This window comes from Mycobacterium simiae, from assembly GCF_008370645.1.
GTDB lineage: Bacteria > Actinomycetota > Actinomycetes > Mycobacteriales > Mycobacteriaceae > Mycobacterium > Mycobacterium simiae_A.
This window is the reverse complement of sequence record NZ_VTZN01000009.1, coordinates 1-18,071: the sequence shown is the minus strand read 5'-3', so window position 1 is coordinate 18,071 and position 18,071 is coordinate 1. Positions and strand designations below refer to the sequence as shown.

General features: G+C 65.3%; 11 protein-coding genes and 1 pseudogene. 8 read left to right on the top strand and 4 right to left on the bottom strand.

Features of this window, described 5'->3' with window-relative positions; all coding sequences use genetic code 11:
- The first annotated feature begins 2 nt into the window (after positions 1-2).
- Entirely contained in the window at positions 3-3,599 is a 3,597-nt protein-coding gene (smc, locus tag F0Q45_RS03025; RefSeq protein WP_149652495.1) for a chromosome segregation protein SMC, read from the top strand.
- A gap of 90 nt (positions 3,600-3,689) precedes the next feature.
- Here smc and F0Q45_RS03020 read toward each other — a convergent pair whose 3' ends face one another.
- Complete coding sequence (locus F0Q45_RS03020) at positions 3,690-4,406, bottom strand: DUF5994 family protein (RefSeq protein WP_262490845.1); 717 nt, start codon at positions 4,404-4,406, stop codon at positions 3,690-3,692.
- A complete protein-coding gene (locus F0Q45_RS03015) occupies positions 4,334-4,555 on the bottom strand; it encodes a hypothetical protein (protein ID WP_149652493.1) in 222 nt (73 codons plus the stop codon). The genes F0Q45_RS03020 and F0Q45_RS03015 overlap by 73 nt, the downstream gene beginning before the upstream one ends.
- A gap of 1,007 nt (positions 4,556-5,562) precedes the next feature.
- Between F0Q45_RS03015 and F0Q45_RS03010 the strand changes: the two genes are divergently transcribed.
- Entirely contained in the window at positions 5,563-8,565 is a 3,003-nt protein-coding gene (locus F0Q45_RS03010; RefSeq protein ID WP_262490844.1) for an AMP-binding protein, read from the top strand.
- On the opposite strand, the gene F0Q45_RS03005 is transcribed toward F0Q45_RS03010, so the two are convergent.
- The gene (locus tag F0Q45_RS03005) at positions 8,562-8,900 is read right to left on the bottom strand and encodes a GAF domain-containing protein (RefSeq protein ID WP_306439420.1); all 339 of its coding nucleotides are present in this window, start codon (positions 8,898-8,900) and stop codon (positions 8,562-8,564) included. The genes F0Q45_RS03010 and F0Q45_RS03005 overlap by 4 nt on opposite strands.
- 643 nt (positions 8,901-9,543) lie before the next feature.
- On the opposite strand from F0Q45_RS03005, the gene F0Q45_RS03000 reads away from it, so the two are divergent.
- From F0Q45_RS03000 to F0Q45_RS02975, 6 genes are all read left to right on the top strand, one after another.
- The gene (locus tag F0Q45_RS03000; RefSeq protein ID WP_149652492.1) at positions 9,544-9,936 is read left to right on the top strand and encodes a hypothetical protein; all 393 of its coding nucleotides are present in this window, start codon (positions 9,544-9,546) and stop codon (positions 9,934-9,936) included.
- A gap of 256 nt (positions 9,937-10,192) precedes the next feature.
- Positions 10,193-11,527, top strand: coding sequence for a fatty acid desaturase family protein (locus tag F0Q45_RS02995; protein ID WP_149652491.1), 1,335 nt, complete (start codon positions 10,193-10,195; stop codon positions 11,525-11,527).
- 65 nt (positions 11,528-11,592) lie between these two features.
- Positions 11,593-12,870 (top strand): signal recognition particle-docking protein FtsY, encoded by a 1,278-nt coding sequence (ftsY, locus tag F0Q45_RS02990; RefSeq protein WP_149652490.1) that lies wholly within the window; start codon positions 11,593-11,595, stop codon positions 12,868-12,870.
- Positions 12,871-13,009: 139 nt separating this feature from the next.
- Positions 13,010-14,434, top strand: coding sequence for an ammonium transporter (locus F0Q45_RS02985; protein ID WP_149652489.1), 1,425 nt, complete (start codon positions 13,010-13,012; stop codon positions 14,432-14,434).
- Between the two features lie 2 nt (positions 14,435-14,436).
- Positions 14,437-14,775, top strand: coding sequence for a nitrogen regulatory protein P-II (glnB, locus tag F0Q45_RS02980; protein WP_012393592.1), 339 nt, complete (start codon positions 14,437-14,439; stop codon positions 14,773-14,775).
- A 78-nt stretch (positions 14,776-14,853) separates the two neighbouring features.
- On the top strand, positions 14,854-17,280 hold the full coding sequence (locus tag F0Q45_RS02975) for a [protein-PII] uridylyltransferase (protein ID WP_149652488.1): 2,427 nt from the start codon (positions 14,854-14,856) through the stop codon (positions 17,278-17,280).
- Positions 17,281-17,341: 61 nt separating this feature from the next.
- Here the strand turns inward: F0Q45_RS02975 and F0Q45_RS02970 are convergent.
- Positions 17,342-18,071, bottom strand: a pseudogene (locus F0Q45_RS02970) (ATP-dependent helicase); the annotation flags it as partial.

Sequence of the window (18,071 nt, the reverse complement as noted above, 5' to 3'; positions counted from 1 at the left end):
TCGTGTACCTCAAGAGTCTGACGTTGAAGGGCTTCAAATCCTTCGCCGCGCCAACGACTCTGCGGTTCGAGCCGGGTATCACCGTTGTCGTCGGGCCCAACGGATCCGGCAAGTCCAACGTGGTCGACGCCCTGGCGTGGGTGATGGGGGAGCAGGGGGCCAAGACGCTGCGCGGCGGCAAGATGGAGGACGTCATCTTCGCCGGCACCTCCTCACGTGCCCCGCTGGGCCGTGCCGAAGTCACCGTCACCATCGACAATTCCGACCATGCGCTGCCGATCGAGTACAGCGAGGTGTCGATCACCCGGCGGATGTTCCGCGACGGCGCCAGTGAGTACGAAATCAACGGCAGCAGTTGCCGTTTGATGGATGTCCAGGAGCTGTTGAGCGACTCCGGCATTGGCCGCGAGATGCATGTGATCGTCGGGCAGGGCAAGCTCGACGAGATCCTGCAGTCGCGGCCGGAGGACCGCCGGGCATTCATCGAAGAGGCCGCGGGCGTGCTCAAGCATCGCAAGCGCAAAGAGAAGGCGCTGCGCAAGCTCGATTCCATGTCGGCGAACCTAGCCCGGCTCACCGACCTAACGACTGAACTGCGTCGCCAGCTCAAGCCGTTGGGTCGACAGGCGGAGGTGGCCCGCCGTGCCCAGACGATTCAGGCCGACCTGCGCGACGCCCGGCTGCGACTTGCCGCCGATGATTTGGTCAGCCGGCGGGCCGAGCGGGAAGCCATCGTCGACGCCGAGGCCACGATGCGTCGCGAGCATGACGAGGCCACCGCCCGGCTTTCGGTGGCCGCCACCGAGCTGGCGGCCCACGAGTCGGCGTTGGCCGAGCTATCCGCAACGACCGAGGCGGTACAGCACACCTGGTTCGGGCTGTCGGCGCTGGCCGAGCGAGTGGGCGCGACCGTGCGCATTGCCAGCGAGCGCGCTCACCATCTCGACGTCGAGCCGGTGGCCAACAGCGACACCGACCCGGATGCGCTGGAAGCCGAGGCCGAGCGGGTGTCCGTCGCGGAACAGCGGCTGCTGGTCGAGCTGGCCGCGGCACGCACCCGGCTGGATGCCGCGCGCGCGGAGTTGGCTGACCGCGAGCGCCAGGCCGCCGAGGCTGATCGTGCTCATCTGGCGGCGGTTCGCGCCGAGGCTGATCGGCGTGAGGGCCTGGCCCGGCTGGCCGGGCAGGTGGAAACCATGCGGGCCCGCGTTGAGTCGATCGACGACAGTGTCGCGCGGTTGTCCGAACGCATCGACGACGCCGCTGCGCGCGCGCAACAGACCCGCTTCGAGTTCGAAGTTGTGCAGGGGCGCGTCGGCGAACTGGATCAGGGCGAGATCGGACTTGACGAGCAGCACGAACGGACGGTGGCCGCGCTGCGGCTGGCCGACCAGCGGGTGGCCGAACTGCAGGTCGCCGAGCGGGACGCCGAGCGCCGGGTGGCGTCGCTGCGGGCCCGCATCGACGCCCTGTCGGTGGGACTGGACCGCAAGGACGGCGCGGCGTGGCTAGCCCGAAACCTCGGTCCCGCTGGGCTGCTCGGCTCGGTTGCCCAACTGGTCAAAGTACGTTCGGGTTATGAGGCCGCCCTGGCTGCGGTGCTGGGGGCAGCGGCCGACGCCTTGGCGGTGGAAAGCTTGGGCGCGGCGCGTAGCGCGGTCAAGGCGCTCAAGGACGCCGACGGCGGCCGCGCGGCGCTGGTGTTGAGTGACTGGCCCGCCCAGTCCGAGCCGGCAGCCGCGCTTCCGGGCGGGGCGCGGTGGGCACTGGACCTGATCGAGGCGCCGCCGCGGCTGCGCGGCGCGATGACCGCGATGCTTTCGGGTGTCGCGGTGGTCAATGACCTAGCCCAAGCGCTGGATCTGGTGGCAGCGCGACCCCGGCTGCGCGCGGTGACCACGGATGGTGACCTGGTGGGCGCCGGCTGGGTCAGCGGCGGCTCTGACCGTAAGCCCAGCACGCTGGAGATCACCTCGGAGATCGATAAGGCCCGCAGCGAGCTGGCCGCAGCTGAGGCGCAGGCAGCTCAACTGAGCGCGGCACTGTCCGGCGCGCTGGCCGAGCAGGTTGCTCGCCAAGACTTAGCCGACCAGGCGTTGGCCGCGCTCAATGAGTCCGACACCGCGATCTCTGCGATGTACGAGCAGCTGGGCCGGCTCGGCCAGGATGCGCGCGTCTCCGAGGAAGAGTGGACCAGGCTGTTGCGACAGCGGGAGGAGCTGGAGGCGGGGCGAGCGCAGACGATCGAGGAGGTGGTCGAGCTGGAGACTCGGCTGCGCAACGCCCAACAGACCCAGCACACGCACGCGGTCGAACCCGGCGACCGGCAGGAGATCGCCGTCGCTGCCGAGAACGCGCGGACGGTCGAAGTGGAGGCGCGGTTGGCGGTGCGTACCGCTGAGGAGCGCGCCAACGCGGTACGTGGGCGCGCCGACTCGCTGCGCCGCGCCGCCGTGGCCGAACGGGAGGCACGGCTGCGGGCCGAACAGGCCCGAGCCGCACGACTGCGCTCGGCTGCGGTAGCCGCCGCGGTCGCTGAGTCCGGGCGGCTCGTCGCAGGGCGGTTGAACCGGGTGGTCGACGCTGCGTCGCAATTGCGTGACGCGCTGGCCGCCGAACGGCGGGAGCGGTCGGCGGCTATGGCAGCGGTTCGAGACGAGGCCAACGCAGTGAGTGCTCGGGTAGCGGCACTGACGGATTCACTGCACCGCGACGAGGTAGCAAACGCCCAGGCGGAGCTGCGAATCGAACAGCTCGAGCAGATGGTGCTTGAGCAGTTCGGCATGGCGCCGGCCGATCTGGTCGCCGAGTACGGTCCCCATGTTCCGTTGCCGCCCACCGAGTTGGAGGTGGCTGAGTTCGAGCAGGCCCGCGAACGCGGCGAGCAAGTGGTCACACCGGCCCCGATGCCGTTCGACCGCGCCACCCAGGAGCGTCGTGCCAAACGTGCCGAGCGGGAACTGACCGAGCTGGGCCGAGTCAATCCGCTTGCCCTGGAAGAGTTTGCCGCACTGGAAGAGCGCTACAACTTCCTGTCGACACAACTCGAAGACGTCAAGGCTGCCCGCAAGGATCTGCTCGACGTCATCGCTGATGTTGATGCCCGCATCCTGCAGGTGTTCAGTGATGCGTTCATCGACGTTGAACGCGAATTCCGGACCGTGTTCAGCTCGCTGTTCCCCGGCGGGGAAGGGCGGCTGCGGCTCACCCAGCCCGACGACATGCTGACCACCGGAATTGAGGTGGAGGCGCGTCCGCCGGGCAAGAAGGTGACCCGGCTTTCTTTGCTGTCTGGCGGCGAAAAGGCGTTGACCGCGGTGGCGATGCTGGTGGCGATCTTCCGGGCCCGCCCGTCGCCGTTCTACATCATGGACGAAGTGGAGGCCGCCCTGGACGACACCAACCTGCGCCGGCTGATCGGCCTGTTCGAACAGCTGCGGGGCCGGTCGCAGCTCATCATCATCACCCACCAAAAGCCGACAATGGAAGTTGCTGACGCGCTCTACGGCGTGACCATGCAGGGCGATGGCATTACCGCGGTGATCTCGCAGCGGATACGCGGCCAGCAAGTCGATCGGCTGGTGTCCAACCCTTCTTAGGGTTGCTGTCGGAATGCTGCGTCGTTTGCGATCGTGCAGCAGATGACACTACACAACCGTTTCGGGATCATCGAGCCGGCCCAGCATCGCTCATTCTGTTTCCTGGGCAGCGGCACCGCCTTTGGCGTCAAGAATCAATTGGGCTGCGCGAGGTTCCATGTTTTCAACGGGGTGGCCAACGTCGGCGCGCGAGGTGGTTCTTCGGCGGTTTTTGGGTCCGGACGATCCGTCGGAGTCGACACCCATGTCGACATGATTGCTATGACTAGTGCTCCAGCGATGTGCGTCATGATGCGCCCGATCCTGTCCATATACATCGAGCTGGTTGGGTTTCGTGCCGAGTCGGTTAAGAAGCCTGTCGGCTGTCAAGACGTTATTCGGTTCTGCGGCCGCCGTCATGGCGGCGGGCGCATTACTTGGATCGCAATTGGGCGGCACCACCAACAGTACGATCACGCTGCGGCTGGCTCCGAGGACTTCGATGATGTTGATCGGCTGGAGACGGTAACTGTCGAGCCGTACCGCTCGACCTCTTATCATGAGTGTCCTTGGTGATCTTGACCATTCGCTGTGGTTGTAGAGCACGCGGTCGATGGCGCCGAGCCGAGAGCGAGACCACGCCAAAAGATCTGGCCGTTCTGCGGTAGGTGTCGAATTTCCTTGAACCGCGGTGGGTTTGATGTCGGCTTCATGTTGGAGCCATCGCCGGCTCGGCTGCCCGGAGGCAAGCGGTACTAGACGTTCTCGTAATGGTTCTGCAGGTTGGCCGTCTTCATTGCGGGGTCGCGGTGCCGGGTGTCGGCCCACCGTTGGTACACCAGTCGGTTGTCGCGGCTGGTTTCAGCGAACCCCTCGTCGCGTCGAAGGCGTTCGGCGACCCATCGGGCGTCTGCGGCCCTGCTGGCAGCGCGCTCCACAACGGCCATTATGTGCATGATCACTACGCGCAGCGCCATCACGCGCACCGTGGCTTTGCGGATTCACGACTTGGCTTAGCGACTGAAACGCAAAGGGCAGAAACGAAAAACATGTCACACCTCGACCTGCATAGGAACTCCAGTACACGCCTGTTGAGGTGGTATGTCAATGCGGCCGTGCACGCGAGGTTGAGATGTCAAGGCAGCAAACAACTGTCACAGCGTGCGAGTCCTCGCCGAGGGTGCCCACTCGCGAAAAGTGACTTGCGGTAGGCCGAAGGATCAACTGGATTCAATAGATCGCGGCAACACCGGCAGGGTGGAGCGAGTTGCCTGTAGACCACAGCGTGATTGTCGATTCCTGCTCTCGCACTTTCGACTTCAAGTCTTGATCTCGGTGTCCTTGGTGGCCAGCTGGACCCGAAGACGGCGACGATACATCGTGCCGGTGTACGATCTTGCGCCTTATCGCGGCGCGGGCGGTGGCGGGGGAGGTTGGGGAAGCTTTGGCTTGCGGAGCTGGTGAATGGCTCGTTTCACTGGACAGGCGTTTGTTTGCGACTTTCTTTGGCGACGGTGGCGCGATGCTGAGCGAGGTCGAGCAGCGACTTTTCTGCAGCGGTAGCCTTTCAGGACACAGACTCGTGATTTTCGGGGGGGTTTGATCTGCATCAAGGCAGCTGTGCGGCTGCGCCCGCGTCTGCCGGTGCCGGCACCAATTGCTGAAGTTGAGCGATGCGATGGCTTTGATGGTATGGACGCCGATTAGCTGCACCGGACAGGCCCGGAATGGGATGAGCTCGTTTCAGGCGTTGTGCCCTACGCGTTCATCGTGCCGGGGTATTGAGCGCTGAAATCGCGGTTGGATCCCGCCGTGATGCTACGAATTGCGCTGGATTGGCGTCGTGTCAACGCGCAGCCGGGGAATCATCCGGATAAGTGCGCCCGGTTACCGGACCCGACGTGGCGCCCTTGCTGCGCGTAGTGTCGATTCGGTGACCTTGGCAGTGCGATCCGCGGGAGTGTCGGCGTGACGTGGGGTTACGGTGACATGGCGTAGCAGCCTGTTTGCGGGTCCGGTCAATCGGGTCATCGCGACCATGCAGAACGGTGCCGAGGTGTTGCGGTTCGGTGGGCTTGAGACCGGATCCCGTCCGTCGCCGTTTCAGATCGTGGAGCGGTGCGACATGTACCGGCTTCGACGGTACTTTCCCGACAGCGCAACTGATCGGTCACGACCACCGGTAGTACTCGTGCCGCCGATGATGATGTCGGCCAACGTGTTTGACGTCACCAGAGACCAGGGCGCGGTCGGCATCCTGCACGATCTCGGTGTGGACCCGTGGGTGGTGGACTTCGGCTCACCGGACCGAGAAAGCGGTGGGCTCGAACGCACTTTGAGCGACCATGTCGTCGCGCTGAGCCGGATCGTCGACTCGGTCCGGGCACACACCGGCCGCAACGTGCATTTGGCGGGCTACTCGCAGGGCGGCATGTTCTGCTATCAAACCGCGGCCTACCGCCGCTCCGAAGGCCTGGCCAGCGTCATCACATTCGGCAGCGCCGTCGACTCACTCAGTGGTCTGCCGTTCGGAATTCCCGCGGCCCTGGCGGTCCGAGGCGCCCAGCTGGTTGCCGACCACCTCTTCAACCGTCTCTCCGTGTCCGGGTGGATGGCCCGCGCCGGGTTTCAACTTCTGGACCCGATCAAGACGGTTCGGGCCAGATGGGATTTCCTCCGGCAACTCCATGACCGAGAGGCGCTGCTGCCCCGAGAACAGCAACGCCGCTTCCTCGAGGCGGAGGGCTGGGTGGCATGGTCGGGTCCCGCGGTCGCCGAACTGTTGCGGCAGTTCGTGGTCCATAACCGCATGATGGCCGGCGGCGCGGTGATCGATGGCACGTTGATCACGCTCGCCGAAATCACTTGTCCGGTCCTTGTGTTCCTCGGCGAGGTCGATAACATTGGCCAACCTGCGTCCGTGCGAGGAATCGTGCGGGCTGCTCCCCGCGCCGAGGTGTCCGAGGCGCCGTTGCGGGCGGGCCACTTCGGTCTCGTTGTCGGGTCAACCGCCGCCACGCGCACCTGGCCGACCGTCGGTAATTGGGTGCTGTGGCAAGACGGTCGAGGGCCCAGGCCGGAGGGCGTAATGGCGATGGTGTCGGGCTCCAGCGTCGGGGGCGATGGCGCTGCCGGGCTGTCGGCGTGGATCGGTCACTCCGCGGGTGTGCTGGCCGAACTGGGCATCGGTGTGGGCCTGGGGTTGGCCGACGCAGCGGCGGGGGCGGCTCGCAGCGGCAGGGAGATCGCCGGGGAGGCAGTGCGTACCGTGCCCCGGCTCGCCCGTCTCGGGCGACTGCAGCCTCATACCCGAGTGTCGTTGGGCGGGTTGATGGCCGACCAGGCGAACAGAGCTCCCGAGGAGGAATGCTTCCTCTTCGAGGATCGGGTGCACACCAACGCGGCGGTTGATCACCGCATCGACGATGCGGTGCGCGGCCTCGTCGCCGCCGGTATCCGGCAGGGAGCCCACATCGGTGTGTTGATGGACACCAGCCCCAGCGCCGTGACCGCGATCGCGGCACTGTCGCGGCTTGGCGCGGTGGCGGTGCTACTACCCCCGGACGCCGACCTTGCCGCCGCCGTCCAGCTGTGCGAGGTGGCCGACATCGTCACGGATTCCCACCATCTGGCGGCGGCCACCGCGACCGGCGCCAGGGTGCTCGTCCTCGGTCGTGGCCGCACCGCGGACCGCTGCCCGACGGAGTCGGACCAGATCGTCGAGCTGGACCGCCTCGACCTGCCCGCCGAGCGGCTGCCCCAGTGGTATCGGCCGAATCCGGGCCGGGCTAGTGATCTCGCCTTCGTGTTTTTCAGCACGACGGGAGGACGACGGGTGATCAAGGAGGTCACCAATCATCGGTGGGCGCTGTCGGCCTACGGCACGGCCACCGCCGCCGCGCTCGGCCGCGGTGACACGATTTACTGCGTGACCCCGCTGCACCATCCGTCGGGTCTGATGGTCGGCCTCGGCGGCGCGGTCGCGGGCGGGTCGCGTATCGCTCTGACCCGGGGCGTCGACCCGACGCGGTTCGCCGACGAGGTTCACCGCTACGGGGTCACGGTGGTGACCTATACCTGGGCCCTGCTGGTCGAACTGGTGGAGGCGACGTCGCCCGAGCTTGCCGAACATCATCCGATCCGCCTGTTCATCGGAGCCGGAATGCCGACCGGGCTGTGGCGCAAGGTTACCGACCGATTCGCTCCCGCCCGAGTGCTGGAGTTCTATGCCTCCACCGAGGGGGACGCGGTGCTGGCCAATGTCGCCGGCACGAAGATTGGGGCTAGGGGTCGGCCGCTGCCGGGCAGCACGGAGATCCGGCTCGGCGGCTACGACGCAGCGACCGGCCGGTTCATCGAGGATGACCACGGTTTCGTGCGCCCCTGCGTGGACGACGAGGTGGGTTTACTGTTAGCGAAGCCGCGCTCCGGCCTCGATGCCGCACACGTGGCGATGCGCTCGGTATTCGCCGAAGGCGACACGTGGATTACCACAGAACACCTGTTTCGCCGCGACAGCGACGGCGACTACTGGTTCGTCGACAACCGGAACACCGTGATCCAGTCGGTGCGCGGACCGGTCTTTTGCCAGCCGATTTGCGACGCCCTCGGCGGCATCACCGCGATCGACCTGGCCGTGGTCTATCCCGTGGCGACCGACACGCACGACGTCGCGGTCGTGGCTGTGACGCTCGGCAAAGACGCCGTCCTGAACGCGGCTAGCCTAACCACCGCGTTGGGGGGCCTTCCCCGGGATCAGTGTCCGGCCATCGTCCACATCGTTGACCGCATACCGCTCACGCCCTCCTACCGTCCGCTGTCGACCGCGCTGCGACAAGCAGGGCTGCCGACGCCGGGGGACTCGACCTGGTACCACGACTTCACTGACGGCCACTATCGGCATCGGCCACCATTGGCCACCATCGGCGGCGCAGCCACAACGTCTAACCCCAGGAACGGCGCAAAACGAGTAACTGGGCCGGTTTAGCGACCATCCGTTTGCAGCTGGGCGGTAAGGGCCATAACGGCCATAAGGGCCATAAGGGCCATAGCCTGCGCGAGGATCTGGGCGTTGTGCACCGCCACCGCCGCGGGTTGTGCGAACAGTTGCCCAAGCTCGGCCGCGTGCTCATCGAAGACATCCTTGCCGTGGGCGTAGACATCGATCGCCCCGATCACCCGTCCCGACACCAGCAGCGGCAGTGACAGTGACAGTGACAATGCACTGTGCACGCCCAAGCGGCCCACTCGAGGACCGAAACGCGGCCGCATCTTCTCCCCGCCCAGGACCCGGACCGCACCGTAAGCCGTTTCGCCGCGCACGCCGCCTCTGAAGCCCGCAATATGAAAGCGAGTTCACGATCACGCCCCACAGGCAGGAGCACAATGAAGCACGTCCTACACCCGGATCGGCAAGCCCGACTGAGTAACGCGAGATCCGCGACATCGAATCTAGGTAAAACGCAATGATCATCCTGCTCACCGTGCTCAACCAATTCCGGAGTTGGCATGGCTGTCCGCACTAACGTTGTGAACGCCTCAATGGCGGTCGGAGCCGCCACGGTTCTCGTCGTCCTCGCCACCGAAACCACGAAGCGCGCCAGAGAAGCAGGCTCGCGACCGATGGCCAGGTCGTGGTCGCCGACGCAGACCGCCGACGCCGCCGGGCATGGCCGACCAGTCCGACGACGCGGCTGACCACCCTGAAGGAATCGGGATGTGATGCACCGGCAGCAACTTAACCGCGTCGACAGACTCGCGTGATGTGGGTTTCTTTAGGATTCCGACGCCATTGTTCATCACGGATGGACAGGCATCCTCCGGTGACCAGTTTCGCGTCTCGCCAGCCGAACTGCCGTGTCAGTTGCGGCGACGTGACTGCGGCAAGTACAAACGATTCGAACAAAGGTGCGGGTGGACGTGACACGATCGAAGTGCTGAGCAACCTGCTGACGAAGGAGCGGGAGTGAAAAAGAATCAGGCAGACCAATTTGAACAGGAACTCTTGCAGCCGCTCGCGCAGGCCCTCCGCACGAGGCTTGGTGGTGCAGCGGAGGTCCACGTCAATAATGAACCGCGGCTGATGACGGGTGACAAGGTCGAGTACGTGACCTGGCTAGAAGTCGTGATCAACGATGCGCGAACCGAAGTCATCTTTCGGCCTCTTGCCCGCGAAGACTTCGCTGCGATCTGGCAATGGGGAAAGAACGGCCGCTTCATCTTCCCGATCACGCAATGCGGTGGTGATGCCGGCGACAGCGCCCGAGCGTCCGTTGACGCTGTCGCCGAACGCATCTGCCAAACCGCGAGTATGTGGCATGAAGAACCACCCGAGTCGTTTGGCTGGTCGGTCAGCTAAGCAACTTGGCGCCGGCGAACGCTACCCGGCGCTCCGGCACTGGTGGGTCACGGCGATCAACGTCCCCACGTCGGGAACAATCAAATCGCATGGCGCTCGGGGTTGGGCCGCCCCGGCAACCAATTCCGAGTCACATAACCAATCCAACAAGAAAGACCCCTGACCCAGATGGCGTCGCACTCAAATCGCCCCAGTATTTTCGCCAGCCACCGAGTAGGGCGCGACGCCGCCTGTTCTGAGCGTCGGTGAGGCATCGATGGCAATAACGGACGTAGCCGAATACGCGCACCTGAGCGACGCCGAACTCGAGGCCCTTGCGGTCGACTTAGACGCTATCCGCCGCGACATCGAGGATGCACGCGGCGAGAACGACAGGGCATACATCTTGCGCGCCATCGCGTTTCAACGATTCCTCGACATCGCCGCGCGCCTAACCATCGCCGCCAGCCGTAGCAGTTTCGGCTGGGTGCTGGGTGCCATCGCGCTCGCCGCGGCCAAGAGCATCGAGAACATGGAGCTTGGCCATAACATCGGCCACGGCCAATGGGATTGGATGAACGACCCCGAAATTTATTCCAATACCTGGGAGTGGGACATGGCGGGTGTGTCGTCGCAGTGGCGGTATTCCCACAACTATCGTCACCACGTGTTCACCAACGTTGTTGGCGTGGACGACGACCTCGGCTTCGGCGTTCTGCGGGTCACTCGCGACCAGAAGTGGCGACGGAGTAACCTATATCAACCTCTGCGGAACGTCTTGTTAGCAATAATGTTCGAGTGGGGCATCGCGGCGCACGGATTGCATTCCGCGCATGAGCGCGCGGCAACCGACGTTGCGAAGTCCGCCCAAACCCGTGCGCTGATTCGCAAGACAGCTCGGCAGGCCGGCAAGGACTTTGTATTTTTTCCCGCCCTCAGCCTTAGACGATGGCGTCGCACACTAGCGGCGAACATGGCCGCTAACCTGTTGCGCAATGTTTGGGCGTACCTAGTGATCGCATGCGGGCACTTTCCGGACGGAGCGGAAAAGTTCACCCCTGCCGCGCTGGAAGGCGAAACGAAACCCGAATGGTATCTGCGACAGATGCTGGGCACTTCGAACTTTCGCGCCGGTCCGGTGCTGGCGTTCCTCAGTGGAAACCTTTGCTACCAAATCGAACACCACCTTTTCCCTGATCTGCCGAGTAACCGTTACGCGGAGATCGCACAGCGCGTGCGGGCGGTATGCGACACCTACGACCTTCCCTATACGACCGGTCCGCTTGCCCGCCAGTACCTGCTCACCTTCCGCACGATTTCCAAATTGGCGTTTCCAGATCGGTTCCTCACCGCCACTTCTGACGACGCCCCAGAGACGGCGTCGGAAATCAAGTTTCGCATTCTCGACGCGCCCGTTGTGCCGGGCGAGTCCAATGGCGCCGCGCGGCGCCGCGGTCTGGTCTCTGCGATACGAAACCGACAGATTCGTCGCCAAGCAAGAAAGTTTCGTGTACCGCGGCTTCCCAGGATGTTGATCAATCGAGCCGTCCTGGCAATGGCCACGCGTCGTCGCGATAGACCTGTGCGAGGCACGTTTCGCGGTCAGCCCTGACCTGACGCGGATCCCGCTCAGCGGGGCCTGTCAAAGCGGTGCGCCCGTACTGGAAGGATGTCAGTGTGTCAGAAGGTTTGTGGATCGCCATCGCGGTCGTCGCCGCCCTGGTCGTCATCGCCACGCTGGTCGTCGGCTTGCTGCGCTACCGGCGCCGCCGGATAAGCCTCTCGCAGCGGCCGCAGACCGAGACGATCGACCGTTCGGGCGGCTACACCGCTAAGTCGGGCATCACCTTCAGTCAGGCACCCCCACCTGTCGAGACGGTCGAACCAGTCGAACGGATCGACACCACCGGACTGCCCGCATTAGGCGACGACGCGACCACTCCCCGTGATGCTCTCAAGCGCCCGATCGCCGACGTGCAACTACCTGAAGTCGACACCATCGCATCGCCGGCACCCGGGGTCGAGGAGATCGCCCCGCCGGAAGGCCGGTTGGAACGTCTGCGTGGGCGGCTCGCGAAATCCCAGAACGCCTTCGGGCGCAGCCTATTGGGCTTGATCGGCGGCGGCGACCTGGACGAGGACTCCTGGCAAGACGTCGAGGACACCCTGCTGGTCGCCGACCTCGGACCGGTGACCACGCAGTCGGTGGTGTCGCAGCTGCGTAACCGACTGGCCAGCGCCAACGTCCGCACCGAGGCCGACGCCCGGGCGGTGCTGCGGGACGTATTGATCAACGAATTGCATCCCGGTTTGAACCGCTCGATTAGCGCGCTGCCGCATGCTGACCATCCGTCGGTGCTGCTCGTCGTCGGTGTCAACGGCACCGGAAAGACGACCACCGTCGGCAAGCTGGCGCGGGTGCTAGTGGCCGACGGCCGGCGCGTGGTGCTCGGCGCGGCCGACACCTTTCGGGCCGCGGCGGCAGACCAATTGCAAACCTGGGCCGCCCGAGTGGGCGCGGAGGTGGTCCGCGGAGCCGAAGGCGCCGACCCGGCGTCGGTGGCGTTCGACGCCGTCGATAAGGGCATCACGACCGGCGCCGACGTCGTCCTCGTCGACACCGCGGGCCGGCTGCACACCAAGGTTGGCCTGATGGACGAGCTTGGCAAGGTCAAGCGCGTGGTGACCCGGCGAGCCGCTGTTGACGAGGTGTTACTTGTGCTCGACGCCACCACCGGCCAGAACGGACTGGCCCAGGCGCGGGTTTTCGCCGAGGTCGTCGACATCACCGGCGTGGTTCTCACCAAGCTGGACGGAACGGCCAAGGGCGGCATCGTGTTCCGCGTCCAACAGGAGCTAGGAGTCCCGGTCAAACTGGTGGGGCTTGGGGAAGGCCCCGACGACCTGGCGCCCTTCGAGCCCGCGGCGTTCGTTGACGCGCTGCTCGGCTCATAGCTCTTACACAGCAACCCTTACGTTAATCCTCACGAAACACCACGGCCCCATCGGCGCAACAACTACTGCGCATGGTTCTGGATCAGGTCCCCAGTCGTATCTCTGGGGCCCTCCCAACGCTGACTGGAGGTGATAGCGAGTGAGTGATTTCCCGATCATGGGTGTGCCCAACACCGGCGATACCGCGTGGATGTTGGCCAGTTCTGCGCTCGTGTTGTTGATGACGCCGGGGCTGGCGTTTTTCTACGGCGGCATGGTGCGCGCCAAGAGCGTGCTGAACATGATCATGATGAGCATCAGCGCGATGGGCGTCGTGACCGTGCTGTGGGTGCTCTACGGCTACTCGATGGCCTTCGGCGACGACAGGGCCAACGTCGTCGGCAACCCGGGCGACTACTGGGGTCTCAAGGGTCTCATCGGCGGTAACGGGGTGCCCGCGGATGCCGCCACCCAGACCGCGGCCGTCAACGTCCCGCTGGCGGGCACCCTGCCGGCCACCGTGTTCGTGGCGTTTCAACTCATGTTCGCGATCATCACGGTCGCGCTGATCTCGGGGGCGGTCGCCGACCGGATGAAGTTCGGCGCCTGGTTGCTGTTTGCTGGATTATGGGCGACGTTCGTGTACTTCCCCGTGGCGCACTGGGTCTTCGCCTTCGACAAGTTCGCGTCCGCGCGCGGCGGCTGGATTGCCAACAAACTGCATGCGATCGACTTCGCTGGCGGTACCGCGGTGCACATCAACGCTGGTGTGGCCGGCCTGGTGTTGGCGATCGTCTTGGGCAAACGCCGCGGCTGGCCCACCACCCTGTTCCGGCCGCACAACCTGCCGTTTGTGATGCTCGGCGCCGGACTACTGTGGTTTGGCTGGTACGGCTTCAATGCTGGATCGGCGACCAGCTCCAACGGGGCTGCGGGTTCGACGTTCATCACCACCACGGTGGCCACGGCTGCGGCGATGCTCGGCTGGCTGCTCACCGAGCGCATCCGCGACGGCAAGGCTACGACCCTGGGCGCGGCCTCGGGCATCGTTGCCGGACTGGTCGCCATCACCCCGTCCTGCTCGTCGGTCAACGTCGTGGGCGCCTTGGCGATCGGCGTGGTGGCCGGTGTGCTGTGCGCGCTGGCAGTGGGGCTGAAGTTCAAGTTCGGTTTTGACGACTCGCTCGACGTAGTCGGGGTGCACCTGGTCGGTGGTCTGGTAGGCACTTTGCTGGTGGGCCTGCTCGCCGCGCCGGAAAGCGTGGCGATTAATGGGGTGGCTGGAGTATCGAAGGGGCTGTTCTACGGCGGCGGTTTCGACCAGCTGGAGCGACAGGCGATCGGCGCGTTCAGCGTTCTGGTCTACTCCGGCGTTGTCACGCTGATCTTGGCGCTTATCCTGAAGTACACCATCGGGCTGCGTCTGGGTGCAGAGCAGGAATCCGCGGGTATCGACGAGTCTGAGCACGCCGAGAGCGGCTACGACTTTGCGGTGGCCAGCGGTTCGGTTCTTCCCCGCGCCAGCCTGTCGGGCACCCCTAACGGCCTGCAGGACAGAGTGGCCCAGAAAGTGGAGGCGGAATAGAAATGAAGCTGATCACCGCGATCGTGAAGCCGTTCACCCTCGACGACGTCAAAACCAGCCTGGAAGAGGCTGGAGTGCTCGGAATGACTGTTAGCGAGATCCAGGGTTACGGACGCCAGAAGGGCCACACCGAGGTCTACCGGGGTGCTGAATACTCGGTTGACTTCGTGCCCAAGGTTCGCATCGAGGTCGTTGTCGACGATTCCATCGTCGACAAGGTGGTGGACAGCATCGTCCGAGCGGCGCGCACCGGCAAGATCGGTGACGGAAAGGTGTGGGTTAGCCCGGTGGACACCATCGTGCGGGTTCGCACGGGTGAACGCGGACCCGACGCGCTGTGAGTATCGCCGCGTAGGGCAAGGCCAACCCGCGCGGGCCGGTCAGGTGCGACCCGCCCGGGATATGTGAAATCGGAGGTCATGGAAACAGAGAGCGCCCGCGCGGCAACCAGTTTGGCTGCCGCGCGGCGTCAGTTGCTGTCCGATGACCATCGTGAGCTGGATCCGTGCGAGCTGCGCCAGGCTTGGTTGGAGCTGCATGAGTCCTGGCTGACTGCCAAGGCCGCTGAAATCGGAATCACCGCGGACAGTGGCTTCGCGATCGTCGGGGTTGGCGGACTCGGCCGACGTGAGTTGCTGCCGTATTCGGATCTCGACTTGCTGGTGCTGCACGACGGCAAGCCTGCCGAGGTCTTGGGAGAGGTTGCCGATAAGCTGTGGTATCCGTTGTGGGATGCGAACATTCGGCTAGACCACAGCGTCCGAACCGTCCCCGACGCAGTGGGGGTGGCTAATTCTGACTTGGTAGCCGCCCTCGGCATGCTCGAAGCACGCCACATCGCCGGCGACGAACGCTTGTCGGCGGGCTTGATCGAGGGCGTTCGACGGCAATGGCGCAGCGGAATTCGTTCCCGCATGGACGAACTCGTGCAACTCACGCATGATCGTTGGCTGCGCTGGGGCCGCATCGCGCAGCGCGCCGAGCCCGACCTGAAATCGGGTCGGGGCGGCCTACGCGATGTGCAATTGCTCAACGCCCTGGCGATCGCCCAACTCATCGATCGCCACGGCATGGCCGCTCCCAATATGCCGGCAGGCTCGCTCGACGCTGCCTACCTCACCCTGCTCGACGTTCGCACCGAACTGCACCGGGTGTCCGGCCGCGGACGCGACCTGTTGTTGGCCCAACACGCCGACGACATCAGCGCGGCACTGCACTATGGCGACCGATTCGACCTGGCGCGCCTGCTTTCCGGTGCCGGCCGCACCATCGCCTACCACGCCGAAACCGGGCTTCGAACCGCAAGCAACGCGTTGCCGCGGCGCGGCATCTCGGCCCTGCGGCGCCGACCGAAGCGGCGACCGCTCGATGAGGACGTCGTCGAGTACGCCAGCGAAATCGTGCTGGCCCGTGACGCCGAACCAGAGCGTGATCCCGGCCTGGTGTTGCGAGTGGCCGCCGCGGCAGCCCACACCGGATTGCCCATCGGCGCCGCCACGCTGAGCCGACTGGCCACCAGCGCCCCGGAGCTACCGACCCCGTGGCCGCGCGAGGTCCTGGACGACCTGCTGGTGGTCCTGCTCGCCGGACCCACCGCGGTTGGAACAATCGAAGCGCTCGACCGTACCGGCCTATGGGGCAGACTGTTGCCGGAATGGAGTGCAATCCGCGATCTCCCGCCCCGTGACGTGGCACATAAGTGGACCGTGGACCGGCATGCGATCGAGACCGCCGTGCACGCCGCGCCGCTGTCCACCCGGGTGGCGCGACCGGATCTGCTCGCCCTTGGCGCGCTACTGCACGACATCGGCAAGGGTCGGGGCGCCGATCACAGCATCCTTGGGTCCGAGATGGTCCTACAAATCGGTGACCGGCTGGGGCTTCCGCCCGCCGACATCGATCTGCTCTCGAAGTTGGTCCGCCACCATCTGCTGCTGCCGATCGTGGCCACCCGCAGCGATCTAAACGATCCCAAGACCATCGAGGCCGTCTCCGATGCCCTGGGCGGCGACCCGCAAGTGCTCGACGTGCTGTACGCGCTCACCGAGGCAGACTCGAAGGCCACCGGCCCGGGGGTATGGAGCGACTGGAAGGCCTCGCTTGTTGCAGACTTGGTGTCGCGCTGCCGGGTGGTGATGGCCGGCGATCCCCTTCCACACGCGAATCCCACTGCACCCCATTATCTTTCATTGGCAGTCGACCACGGGGTGCACGTAGAGATCATGCCCGGCGACAGTGCCCGGATGTACCAGGTGGTGATGGTTGCTCCCGACGAGCCGGGATTGGTTTCCAAGGCCGCCGCGGTGCTGGCGCTGAATTCGCTGGGTGTTCACTCGGCGTCAGTGAACAGCTACGACGGCGTTGCCATCACCGAGTTCGTGGTGTCTCCGCTTTTTGGTTCACCCGCTCCGGCCGACCTGCTGCGTCAGCAGTTCGTCGGTGCCCTCGGCGGCGACATCGACGTCCTGGGCATGGTGGAAAAGCGTGACAGTGAGGCCACCAGCGTCGAGTCCCAACGGGCCGGTGAGGTAGTGGTCGGGGTGCCCGTGACCCGCTCCACCGCCCCGCCGCGGGTGCTCTGGCTTGACTCTGCCACCTCAGGTCAGTTGCTCCTTGAAGTCCGCGCCATGGATAGGCCAGGATTGCTGGCGCTGCTCACTCGTGCGTTGGAACGTGCCGGCGCAGACATTGTGTGGGCCAAGGTCAACACGTTCGGATCGACCGCGGCCGACGTGTTTTGTGTGGCGGCTGTCGAATCCGACATCCGAGCCGCGGTCGAGCTGCAGCTGGCGGCGGTGCTGGGCGCCTCCGCCGATGTCGTGGCCTACGAACCCGTCGGCGACTAGGGCCGCGGGCTAGTCCAGGGCTAGTCCGGTGAGCCTTGGGGCGGCCGACCAGCGGTCGCGGTCACGCGTGCTCCGCGTTGAGCTGGCGCAACTCTTCGATGCGTGCTTTGAGTTGCTCGCGGGTTGCCGCGGCGATGGGCGGACCTCCGCACCGGCGGCGCAGTTCCTTGTGTATCCAGCCATGCGGCTTGCCGGTGCGGTGATGCGCTATCGACACCAGGGTGTTGAGTTCGCGGCGCAACTCGCGGAGTTGGCCATGGGTGGTCAGCGGCTGGGCCAGGCCTGGCGCGGCCCCGTGGTGAAGCTGGGACCGCTTTTTTAGCTGCTCGTCTTGGCGCCGGTGCAGCAGGGCGCGCATCTGCTCGGCGTCCAGCAACCCGGGGATCCCGAGGTAGTCAGCCTCTTCGTCGCTGCCGGCGGGAGCCGCTGTGCCAAACGAGGACCCGTCGAAGATCACCTGGTCTAACTCGGCGTCGGCGCCCAGTGCGGTGAAGCCTCGTTCGCTCGGTTCGATTTGTGTCCTGGTGGCGGGTTCACTGTCGAGCGGATCGTCGCCGGATTCCCGGTGCGGTTTGCCCAGCACGTGGTTGCGTTGGGCCTCCAGCTCGCTGGCCAGTTGCAGCAGGTTGGGTACTGACGGCAGGAAAATGCTTGCCGATTCACCCGCTTGCCGGGATCGCACGAACCGGCCGACCGCCTGGGCGAAAAACAGCGGCGTCGACGCGCTCGTGGCATAGATCCCCACCGACAAGCGAGGCACGTCGACGCCTTCGGAAACCATCCGCACGGCG